Below are 11,307 nucleotides of genomic sequence, written 5' to 3'. Positions count from 1 at the left end.
ACGATGTCGTCGCGGAGGATCAGCTCGCGTTCATATTCAGGTCCGAGCGCGCTGGCCAGCTCCTTCGTGGAGCGGCCGAGCAGCCCCGGGATCTCCACCGCGTCGAAGTTGACCAGGCCGCGCGCCACCACGCCGCCCTGCGGCCCGCACAGGTCGACCGGGTCGCCCGCGGCGAACTCGCCCTCCACGGACGTCACGCCTGCGGGCAGCAGCGACTTGCGCCGGCCCACGATCGCCTCGACCGCCCCCTGGTCGAGGTGCAGCCGGCCGCGCCCGGTGGTGGCGTGGGCGAGCCACAGGAGCCGCGTGCCGGGGTGCCGGCCGCCGGGGTGGAAGTAGGTGCCGATGTCGGCGCCGGTGAGCGCCTGGGCGGCGTGGGCGGCGGCGGTGAGCACGACCGGCACGCCCGCGCCCGTGGCGATCCGGGCCGCCTGGACCTTGGTCACCATGCCGCCGGTGCCGACCGCCGCGCCGTTCCTGCCCAGCTCGACGCCGACCAGGTCCTCCGGGCCGCGCACCTCGGCCAGCCGGCGCGAGCCGGGCCGGCTCGGCGGGCCGTCGTAGAGGGCGTCGACGTCGGACAGCAGCACCAGCGCGTCGGCGTGGATCAGGTGGGAGACCAGCGCGGCGAGCCGGTCGTTGTCGCCGAACCTGATCTCGTCGGTCGCGACCGTGTCGTTCTCGTTGACGATCGGCACGATGCCCAGCTCCAGCAGCCGGGCCAGGGTGCGCTGGGCGTTGGCGTGGTGGGCGCGGCGCATCATGTCGTCGGCGGTCAGCAGCACCTGGCCGACGCGCAGGCCGTAGCGGGCGAAGGAGGAGGTGTAGCGCGCGACCAGCACCCCCTGGCCGACGGAGGCCGCCGCCTGCTGGGTGGCCAGGTCGCGTGGCCGCGCCGACAACCCCAGCGGGCCGAGACCCGCCGCGATCGCTCCCGACGACACCAGTACGATCTGCGCCCCGGCACGCCGCCGCGCCGCCAGGACGTCGACCAGGGCGTCGACCCGGTCCACGTCGATCATGCCCTGGGGGGTGGTGAGCGAGGAGGAGCCGACCTTGACGACGACCCTCGACGCTGAGCTGATCTGTTCCCGCACGCCTGACAGCCTATCCGCGCGCCACCCCCACCCCCGTCCCGCTTTCACCCCCCGCGGAACCGCAACCGCCGCGCGCCACACCGGCGGTCCCCGTACGCCCCCGCCCCCAGGGCCGTCACTCCCGAGAGACCTCAGCGACCCACCGCTGGGCCACCGCCTCCAGACACTTCGCCCCCTGTGGACTCACAGCGGTCCCACCGCACGGCCCGCCCGCACAGAAGGACGGCGATCCCACCCACGACCACCACCCCCGGCCGCTTCACCCCCGTGGAACCCGCAGCGATCCCGCCACGAGAACCACCGACGGGCACGATCGCGACCCACCCGCCGCCTGGGTCACCCATACGAGGGTCCCAGCCGACGGTCACCCCAAACGGCGGCCACCAGCCAACGACCACACCACACGGCATCAGCAGCCGACAGCCACCCCATACGACAGCCACCAGCCAACGACCACACCGCACGGCATCACCGGCCGACGGCCACCTCATATGAGGGTCACCTCATATGAGGGTCACCTCAAACAGCGGTCACCAGCCGGCGACCACCCCATACGACGGTCACCAGCCGGCGACCACCCCATACGGTCACCAGCCGGCGGCCACGCCAGACGGCAGTCACGCCAAGACGACCGTCACCCCCGGCAGCGGTCAGACCAGGCGGTTGTCCGAGCCGCGGGGCCCCTGCCGCACCGACTCGGCGCTGAGCGTCGGCTGCCAGTCGAAGACGTACCCGCCCTCCATCGGCCCGATGACCACCTCGGCCCCCGCCTTGGCGCCCGCCTTGACCAGCTCATCCTCCACGCCGAGCCGTTCGAGCCGGTCGGCCAGGTACCCGACGGCCTCGTCGTTGCTGAAGTCGGTCTGCCGGATCCACCGCTCGGGCTTCTCGCCGGTGACCTGGAACATGTTCTCGTTGACCCGCCGCACCTTGAACCCGGCCTCGCCGAGCTGCTTGGGCCTGATCACCAGTCGGGTCGGCTCCTCGACCGGCTTGTTGGCCCTGGCCGCCGCCACCCACTCGCCCATCGCGTACGTGAGCTCCCGCAACCCGTCGTGCGTAGCCGCCGAGATGACGAAGACCTGCAGCCCCCGCTCCTCGAACTCGGCCCTGACCAGGTCGGCCAGCTCCCGCGCGTCGGGCACGTCGGCCTTGTTCAGCACGATCATCCGCGGCCGGTCCTCAAGCTTCCCGTACGCCCGCAGCTCGGCCTCGATCACCTCGTAGTCGGTGACCGGGTCGCGCCCCGGCTCCATGGTCGCGCAGTCGATGACGTGCACGAGCATGTCGCAGCGCTCGACATGGCGCAGGAACTCGTGCCCGAGCCCCTTGCCCTGCGAGGCCCCCGGGATCAACCCGGGCACGTCGGCGACCGTGAACACGTTCTCGCCGGCCGTCACGACCCCCAGGTTGGGGATGAGCGTGGTGAACGGATAGTCCGCGATCTTCGGCTTGGCCGCGCTCAGCGCCGCGATCAGCGACGACTTGCCGGCGCTGGGGAACCCGACCAGCGCCACGTCGGCGACGCTCTTGAGCTCCAGCATGACGTCGAGGCCGTCGCCGGGCTCCCCCAGCAGCGCGAACCCGGGCGCCTTCCGCCGGGACGTGGCCAGCGCGGCGTTCCCCAGCCCGCCGTGACCGCCCTGCGCGATCACGTACCGGGTGCCGGCCCCCACGAGGTCCACCAGCACCTCACCGGTGTTGGCGTCCTTCACCACGGTCCCGTTCGGGACGGCGAGGATCACGTCGTCGCCGTTGGCGCCGTCGCGGTTGGAGCCCTGCCCCTGCTTGCCGTTGTCGGCCTTGCGATGGGGACGGCGGTGGTAGTCCAGCAAGGTCGCGGTGTTGGGATCGACCTCAAGGATCACGTCGCCGCCACGGCCGCCGTTCCCCCCGTCGGGGCCGCCGAGCGGCTTGAACTTCTCCCGGTGGATGGAGGCGCACCCGTTCCCTCCGTCACCGGCCTTGACGTGCAGGACCACCTGGTCCACGAAGTCCGGCATCCAGCTCTCCTCCATCAAGCCCACCAGGGGCAATACAAGATCAATCACAACATGGCGCCCCCGCAGGGCCCCCAGAAAACGCCTAAGGGGTGGATCGACAGGCGATCCACCCCTTGAAGCAACACCGAAGCGAAGCTGATTACTCCGCGACGGGAACGATGCTGACGGCGCGACGACCGCGCTTGACGCCGAACTGCACGTGGCCGGCGGCCAGCGCGAACAGCGTGTCATCGCCACCACGGCCGACGTTGTCGCCGGGGTGGAAGTGGGTGCCGCGCTGACGAACGATGATCTCGCCCGCGTTCACCAGCTGGCCGCCGAAGCGCTTGACGCCCAGGCGCTGAGCGTTGGAGTCACGGCCGTTCCGGGTGGACGACGCGCCCTTCTTGTGTGCCATCTCTCAAACTCCCGATCAGGCCTGGTCGATACCGGTGATCTTCACCTGGGTGTACCGCTGACGGTGACCCTGGCGCTTCTTGTAACCGGTCTTGTTCTTGTACTTGAGAATGCGGATCTTCGGGCCCTTGGTCTCACCGAGGATCTCGGCGCTGACCGTGAACTTGCCGGCCTCGGTGGTCACATCGCCGTCGTTGACGACGAGCACCGTCGGCAGCGTAACCGAAGAGCCGACCTCGCCGGCGACCTTGTCCACCTCGAGGACGTCACCGACGGAGACCTTCTGCTGCCTGCCGCCGCAACGAACGATCGCGTACACCGCGGAACCCTTCTACTGACTCGCTGTTGCCCTCAGCCGCCCCGCATCGAGGCGGCCGCCGAATGCTGCGCCTATCATTCGGCCTGTCTCAAACCGACGAACCGAGTAAGCGCGCCAACAGGGCACGTCACCTGACGCACCGATTCACCAGGGTACCGCTTAACGGTGCCCTAGGCGAACCGGACGGATCGTCGGAAGCCTGCCGAGGCTACTCGGCGGACTTGGCTCGGCGGGAGCGTCGCCGCCCTCTGCCGGAAGTCTGGCTGGCCTGGTCGTCCTCAGCCGGGACGTCATCAAGCGCACCGGTCACGGTATCACGGCTGGCGGAGTCCTTGGCCGCGGAAACCTTGTCCGAGACCGCCTTCTCGATCGCCATCTTGCCCTGCGTGCCGCGCGGCTCCGGCTTGGCCTCGACCGGCTCGGTCGAGACGATCAGCCCGCGCCCGTTGCAGCACTCACAGGCCGTCGAGAACGCCTCCAGCAGCCCCTGACCGACCCGCTTACGCGTCATCTGCACCAGGCCCAGGGAGGTCACCTCGGCGACCTGGTGCTTGGTCCTGTCGCGCGCCAGGCACTCCAGCAGCCGCCGCAGCACCAGGTCGCGGTTGGACTCCAGCACCATGTCGATGAAGTCGATCACGATGATGCCGCCGATGTCCCGCAGCCGCAGCTGGCGGACGATCTCCTCGGCCGCCTCCAGGTTGTTCCTGGTGACGGTCTCCTCGAGGTTGCCGCCCTGGCCGGTGAACTTGCCGGTGTTGACGTCGACGACGGTCATCGCCTCGGTACGGTCGATCACCAGCGAGCCGCCGCTCGGCAGCCACACCTTGCGCTCCAGCGCCTTGCCCAGCTGCTCGTCGATCCGGTACGACTCGAACACGTCGCCCTGCCCGGTGTCCCAGCGCGACAGGCGCTCGCCCAGGTGCGGCGCGACGTACTTGACGTAGTCGTCGACGGTGTCCCAGGCGTCGTCGCCCTGCACGACCAGCGAGGTGAAGTCCTCGTTGAACACGTCGCGCACGACCCGGATGGTCAGGTCGGGCTCGGCCGACAGCAGCTCGGGCGGGCTGGCCGACTTGGCCTTCTTCTGGATGTTCTCCCACTGGGCCGACAGCCGGGCCACGTCGCGAGCCAGCTCGTCCTCGGAGGCGCCCTCGGCCGCGGTGCGGACGATCACACCGGCGTTCTCCGGCATGACCTTCTTCAGGATGCTCTTGAGCCGGGTGCGTTCCTTGTCGGGCAGCTTGCGGCTGATGCCGGTCATCGACCCGTCCGGCACGTACACCAGGTAGCGGCCGGGCAGGCTGATCTGCGAGGTGAGCCGGGCGCCCTTGTGGCCGATCGGGTCCTTGGTGACCTGCACCAGCACCGACTGGCCGGACTTCAGCGCCGCCTCGATGCGCTTGGGCTGGCCCTCCAGCCCGGCGGTGTCGAAGTTCACCTCACCGGCGTACAGGACGGCGTTGCGCCCCTTGCCGATGTCCACGAACGCGGCCTCCATCGACGGCAGCACGTTCTGGACCTTGCCCAGGTAGACGTTGCCGACGTAGGACTGGCTGGCCTCGCGGTTGACGTAGTGCTCGACGAGCACGCCGTCCTCCAGGACCGCGATCTGCGTACGGTCGCCCTGACGCCGCACCACCATCATGCGGTCGACGGACTCACGGCGGGCCAGGAACTCCGACTCCGTGATGATCGGCGGACGCCTGCGGCCGAGCTCGCGCCCCTCACGGCGGCGCTGCTTCTTGGCCTCCAGGCGGGTCGAGCCGCGCACGCTCTGCACGCCGTCGGTGGCGGTCTCCAGAGAGGCGGCACGGCCGGAACGCGGCGCGCGGATGCGCACCACCGTGTTCGGCGGGTCGTCGCTGGAGGGCTCCAGGGTCTCCTCGGTGCCGCGGCGACGACGACGGCGACGGCGGCGCGAGCCGGCGGCCTCTTCCTCCTGGGCCTCCTCGCCCTGGTCCTCGCCTTCCTCCTCGTCGCCTTCCTCGCCGTCCTCGGCCTCGTCACGCTCGCGCGACTTGCCGCGGCCCCGGCCGCCGCGACGGCGACGGCGACGACGGCCGCCGCCCTCCTCCTCCTGCTCGTCGGAGGTGTCGAGGTCGCCCTCGTCCTCGACGACGGTCTCGTCGACCAGCTCCTCGATCTCCTCGGGCTCCGGCTCCGGCTCGGGCCGCCGGATCACGGCGGGCTTGCCCTGGCTGGGGTCGGGGGCCTGGAACAGCGGCGCGAAGATGGCCGCGGGACGCTGGAACGCCGTTCCCGGCTCGTCGTGCCTGCGCGCGCTCAGCCCGAAGGGGTCGGCGAGCAGGCTCGGCCGGTCGACGTCCTCGTCGAGGTCCTCGCCGGCGGGCTCGTCGTCGAGCGGCTCGTCCTCGGGCAGGATCTCCAGGATGTCCTCGTCGGCCGCCTCGGCGGCCTCGGGCACGGTGACGGCCACCTCGACGTCGGAGGGCGTCGCGACGACCTCGACGTCGGCGCCCGCCGGCGCCTCCACGACGACCTCTTCGGCCTTCTTCCGCGTACGCCGCCGCTTCGGCGCCTCGGCCTCCTCCTCCGGGAGCGCTCCCGCGACCTCCGGCTCGGCCTTCTTGGTCGTACGGCGGCGCGTCGTGGTCGCGGTGGACCGCGTGCGCGTGGCCCTCTTGGGCTTCTCCTCGGGAACGTCGGCGGCTTCCACCACGGCCTCGGCCATGGCGGCCTCGACCACGCTGGCCACCTCGTCGGCCTCGGCCGGGCCACCCGCGTACGCGGGGCTCTCGGCCTCCGGCGCGCCCGGACTCTGCACCACGGGCGCCACGACCGGCTCGGCCGCACCGGCCACCTGCCCGGCGGCCTCCCGCCGCTCGACGACCGGCGCCACGACGGGCTCCACGGCGGGCTCTGCCGACGTACCGGCCTGCGAGGCGGCAGGACTCTCGGCCTGCTGCGGCGCCGGCCCCTCGGGCACGACGGCCCCGGCCACGGCACCTTCAGGCGCGCCAGCACCGGTCGCGGCACCTTCAGGCGCGCCAGCACCGGTCGCGGCACCTTCAGGCGCGCCAGCACCGGTCGCGGCACCTTCAGGCGCGCCAGCACCGGTCGCGGCGCCTTCAGGCGCACCGGTCGCGGCGCCTTCAGGCGCACCGGCCACAGCGGAGGCACCCTGCGGCGCACCGGCTCCAGCCACGGCGCTCTCGGGCGCGCCGGCCTGTGCCTGAACGCCCTCCGGGCCGCCCTCGGCGGCTCCGGCCGGGCCTGCCGGCGATTCGGGCGCCGCCGCGCGGGCCCGGGTTCTCCGGCCGCGCCCGGCGTCGGGCGCGGGTTCTCCGGCAGCGCGCTGCACGGCGTTGGTCTGCACCGGTTGCACGTCGGCAACCGACGGCGCGGCCTGGGCGGCCGCGACGGTGATCGGGGCGGTGGCGGCCGGCTCCTCCGGCAGCTCCGGCGGAGGACCCGCCGGGCGGCTCGCGGAACGGCGGCGCCTGGTCACCTTGGGCTGTTCAGTTGTCTCCCCGTCAGGGCCAGTGGCCCCGGCGTTGGGCTCGTTGTCGAGCATGCGGGCGCTCTCCCGTCAGCTCCCGGGCGCGTCGCCGCGCCGCGCAGGAGCCCTCGTGTCTCGTTGTCCGCCCCCGCCTCCGGAAAGGAGGCGCGGGCGCCAAGTCCTGTCAGCGGTGGCGCCCCGCTCGCGCAGGGCACCTCCTTAGCCGACGACGTGCTCACCCGCCGGTCCCGCCTCGCCGCCGCGCGTCGTATCGCGGTCAAGGCCGAGCGGGTCGGCAAGCGCACCGGTACCGGCGTCGAGCGGCCCCTGCGCCAGCCTGGTCACCTCGGGGGGGACCGGCGGCGCGAAGTCGGCCACAAGGCGCAGCCCTGTGAGCACATCATCGGGTCGAACGGCAGGCGTCATGTGCCGAACAACCATGCGCAGTATGACACACGTCTGTCCTGGCACCTGAGCTGCGGTTCTGTCTGTTCCCTCGGACACCACGAGCCCCAGGACGGCCTCCCGCGCGTCGAAGCGCCGGGGGCCCTTCTTGGTGAGGCGCTCGACCTCCACGGTGCCCGCCGCGAGGAACTTCTCCACCGCCGTCTCGGCGAGCTCGCGATCGGCCCCGGGCAGGCGTACCTCCCAGTCGGAGACCTCCAGGCGGTCGGCCAGCCCCCCCGGGCCCGCCTGCACGACGTCGAGCACGTCGAGACCGGGCGGCAGTGACGCGTCCAGGCTCGACTTGACCTGCTCGGGGTCGCACAGCCTGGTGACACCGATCTCGAGGTATTCGGCCTCGCTGGCGACACCGGTCGGCGCTGCGCCCGCGTAGGAGATCTTCGGATGGGGCGAGAAGCCCGCGCTGAAGGCCACCGGAATGCCGGCACGGCGGACCGCCCTCTCGACGGCCCGCGAGATGTCGCGGTGACTGGTGAAGCGCAGACGTCCGCGCTTGGCGTAACGCACACGAAGGCGCTGCACCGTAGGCGCGGGCGGAGGCCCATCGGGAACAGGTTTCAGAGCTTTGCGTCCTTCCCTTGTCAGAGTTCCTTCTCCCAGGATAAGCCGCCGCGACACGTGTATGTGTACGCCGTGACACGGCTCGCCCACTGAGCGCGCTAGACCACGGTGAGAGGAAGGAGCTTGCGCCCTGTCGGGCCTATCTGGATCTCGGTGCCCATGGTCGGGCAGACCCCGCAGTCGTAGCACGGGGTCCAGCGGCAGTCTTCGACCTCGCCACCGGACACGGCCTCCTGCCAGTCCTGCCAGAGCCATTCGCGGTCGAGCCCGGCGTCGAGGTGGTCCCACGGAAGGACCTCGTTCTCGGCCCGCTCACGCGTGGTGTACCAGTCGACGTCGACGCCCGCCTTCTCGGCGGCCTGCATCCATCTGTCGTAGGAGAAGTGCTCGCTCCACCCGTCGAACCTGCCGCCGGCCTCCCACACGGCCCTGATCACCGCGCCGACCCTGCGGTCGCCGCGCGAGAGCAGGCCCTCCACGATGGACGGTTTGCCGTCGTGGTAGCGGAAGCCGATGGCCCGGCCGTACTGCTTGTCGCCGCGCAGCGAGTCGCGCAGCGCCTTGAGCCGCCGGTCGACGGTCTCATGGTCGGCCTGCCCGGCCCACTGGAACGGGGTGTGCGGCTTGGGCACGAACCCGCCGATGGAGACGGTGCAGCGGATGTCGCGGCTGCCGGTCGCCTCACGGCCCGCCTGGATGACCTTCTTGGCCAGGTCGGCGATGCCGAGCACGTCTTCGTCCTGCTCGGTGGGCAGCCCGCACATGAAGTAGAGCTTCACCTGCCGCCAGCCCTGCGAGTAGGCGGTGGTGACCGTGCGGATGAGGTCTTCCTCGGTGACCATCTTGTTGATCACCTTGCGCATGCGCTCGGAGCCGCCCTCGGGGGCGAACGTGAGACCCGAGCGCCTGCCGTTCCTGGAGAACTCGTTGGCCAGGTCGATGTTGAACGCGTCGACCCGGGTCGAGGGCAGGGACAGCGAGGTGTTGGTGCCCTCGTAGCGGTCGGCCAGGCCCTTGGCGACCTCGCCGATCTCGGAGTGGTCGGCCGAGGACAACGACAGCAGGCCGACCTCGTTGAAGCCGGACTCCTTGATGCCGTTGTCGACCATGGCGCCGATCGTGGTGATCGAACGCTCCCGCACCGGACGGGTGATCATGCCCGCCTGGCAGAAGCGGCAGCCGCGCGTGCAGCCGCGGAAGATCTCCACGCTGAACCGCTCGTGCACCGTCTCGGCCAGCGGCACCAGCGGCTTCTTCGGATAGGGCCACTCGTCGAGGTCCATGACGGTGTGCTTGTGCACCCGCCACGGCACGTCGGACCTGTTGGGCGCGACCCGCTTGATGCGCCCGTCGGGGTGGTAGTCGACGTCGTAGAACTTCGGCACGTAGACGCCGCCGGACTCGGCGAGCCGCATCAGCAGCTCGTCGCGCCCGCCGGGACGCCCCTCGGCCTTCCACTCACGGATGACCTCGGAGATGGCGATCGAGATCTGCTCGCCGTCGCCGAGCACGGCCGCGTCGAGGAAGTCGGCGATCGGCTCGGGGTTGAAGGCCGCGTGACCGCCGGCGAGCACGATCGGGTCGTCCTCGCCCCGGTCGACCGCGTTGAGCGGGATCCCGGCCAGATCGAGCGCGGTCAGCATGTTGGTGTAGCCCAGCTCCGTCGAGAACGACAGGCCGAGCACGTCGAAGGCGCGCACCGGCCGGTGCGCGTCGACGGTGAACTGCGGCACGCCCTCGGCCCGCATGAGGGCCTCCAGGTCCGGCCAGACCGCGTAGGTGCGCTCGGCCAGGGTGCGGGGCAGCTCGTTGAGGATCTCGTAGAGGATCGCCACGCCCTGGTTGGGCAGCCCGACCTCGTAGGCGTCCGGGTACATCAGCGCCCACCGCACGTCGGCGGAGTCCCAGTCCTTGACGGTCGAGTTGAGCTCACCCCCGACGTACTGGATGGGCTTCTGCACCTTGGGCAGCAGCGCTTCCAGGCGGTGGAATATCGACTCGACAGGCATACCGTCCAGGGTAGCGGCGCGCGGACGGTGACAAATCCGGCCCACCGGCGGACGGCCCCCGTTACGCGCTCAGTTGAACGACTGCCGCCGCACTCTGATGGCCAGAAGCAGCCCTACCGCCATGAGGTTCGCGAACGTGGCAGTGCCGCCATAGGACACGAAAGGCAGCGGCAGACCGGTGATCGGCATGATCCCGATCGTCATCCCGACATTGATGAACGTCTGGAACGCGAACCAGCACACGATCATGCCCGCGACCAGCGTGCCGAACCGGTCGTCGCAGTGCCTGGCGACCTTCAGCCCGCGCAGCAGCACCACGCCGAGCAGCAGCACCACGGTGACCGACCCGATGAACCCGAACTCCTCCCCCGCCACCGTGAAGATGAAGTCGGTGTGCTGCTCGGGCACGAACCGGCCGGTCGTCTGCCCGCCGCCGAAGAGCCCCTTGCCCAGCAGTTGCCCGGAACCGATCGCGATCAGCGACTGCGTGCTGTTGTAGCCCACCCCGCGCGGATCGACCTTCGGATCGACGAACGCGGTGAACCGCGCCACCTGGTACGGCTCCAGCAGGTTGAACCAGAACACGCAGAACACCCCGGCCGCCGCCACGAGCACCAGCCCGACGATCCACCGCTTGCGCACGCCCCCGATCACCAGCCCCGCGGCCGTGATCACGGCGAGCACGAGCGCCGTGCCGAGGTCGGGCTGCAACATCACCAGCCCCATCGTGATGCCCGCCGCGACCAGGGCCAGCGTGATGTCCAGGGCACGCGGCCGGTCGCTGCCCTCGGCGGGCTGGGCCAGCAGCATCGCGATGATCAGCAGCAGCCCGACCTTGGCGAACTCCGACGGCTGCACCGCGAACCCGCCTCCGAGCAGGATCCACGAGTGCGACCCGTTGATCGTCGCGCCCAGCGGCGTGATCACCAGCGCCAGCCCCACCAGCGACACCAGGAACACCAGCGGCGCGTACGCCCGCATCGCCCGATGGTCG

Annotated in this window: 8 protein-coding genes; all 8 read right to left on the bottom strand. The window is 71.0% G+C overall.

Going from position 1 to position 11,307, the window contains the following annotated elements; all coding sequences use genetic code 11:
• Window positions 1-1,097, bottom strand: a 1,097-nt coding sequence (gene proB / locus ACWCSD_RS36820) for a glutamate 5-kinase (RefSeq protein ID WP_449921912.1), incomplete at its 3' end; no start/stop codon positions are given.
• A 650-nt stretch (window positions 1,098-1,747) separates the two neighbouring features.
• Window positions 1,748-3,100 (bottom strand): GTPase ObgE, encoded by a 1,353-nt coding sequence (gene obgE / locus ACWCSD_RS36815; protein WP_387663380.1) that lies wholly within the window; start codon window positions 3,098-3,100, stop codon window positions 1,748-1,750.
• Between the two features lie 139 nt (window positions 3,101-3,239).
• Window positions 3,240-3,497: a 50S ribosomal protein L27 gene (gene rpmA / locus ACWCSD_RS36810; protein ID WP_012893687.1), complete on the bottom strand. Its 258-nt coding sequence runs from the start codon at window positions 3,495-3,497 to the stop codon at window positions 3,240-3,242.
• Window positions 3,498-3,512: 15 nt separating this feature from the next.
• The gene (gene rplU / locus ACWCSD_RS36805) at window positions 3,513-3,815 is read right to left on the bottom strand and encodes a 50S ribosomal protein L21 (protein WP_055506260.1); all 303 of its coding nucleotides are present in this window, start codon (window positions 3,813-3,815) and stop codon (window positions 3,513-3,515) included.
• A 208-nt stretch (window positions 3,816-4,023) separates the two neighbouring features.
• On the bottom strand, window positions 4,024-6,780 hold the full coding sequence (locus ACWCSD_RS36800) for an Rne/Rng family ribonuclease (RefSeq protein WP_449921909.1): 2,757 nt from the start codon (window positions 6,778-6,780) through the stop codon (window positions 4,024-4,026).
• A gap of 717 nt (window positions 6,781-7,497) precedes the next feature.
• Window positions 7,498-8,250, bottom strand: coding sequence for a TIGR03936 family radical SAM-associated protein (locus tag ACWCSD_RS36795; protein ID WP_352329263.1), 753 nt, complete (start codon window positions 8,248-8,250; stop codon window positions 7,498-7,500).
• Between the two features lie 152 nt (window positions 8,251-8,402).
• The gene (locus ACWCSD_RS36790; protein WP_387663376.1) at window positions 8,403-10,313 is read right to left on the bottom strand and encodes a TIGR03960 family B12-binding radical SAM protein; all 1,911 of its coding nucleotides are present in this window, start codon (window positions 10,311-10,313) and stop codon (window positions 8,403-8,405) included.
• 69 nt (window positions 10,314-10,382) lie between these two features.
• On the bottom strand, window positions 10,383-11,307 hold a 925-nt coding region (gene rodA / locus ACWCSD_RS36785), incomplete at its 5' end, for a rod shape-determining protein RodA (RefSeq protein WP_449921906.1).

The organism is Nonomuraea sp. NPDC001684, from assembly GCF_053596515.1.
Note: the sequence above shows the minus strand (reverse complement) of the source record. Positions and strands in the feature narration are given on the sequence as shown.

Coding starts and splice junctions, on each gene's coding strand:
- rpmA (WP_012893687.1), bottom strand. CDS start 3,497: ATGGCACACAAGAAGGGCGCGTCGTCCACCCGGAACGGCCGTGACTCC.
- obgE (WP_387663380.1), bottom strand. CDS start 3,100: ATGCCGGACTTCGTGGACCAGGTGGTCCTGCACGTCAAGGCCGGTGAC.
- ACWCSD_RS36790 (WP_387663376.1), bottom strand. CDS start 10,313: ATGCCTGTCGAGTCGATATTCCACCGCCTGGAAGCGCTGCTGCCCAAG.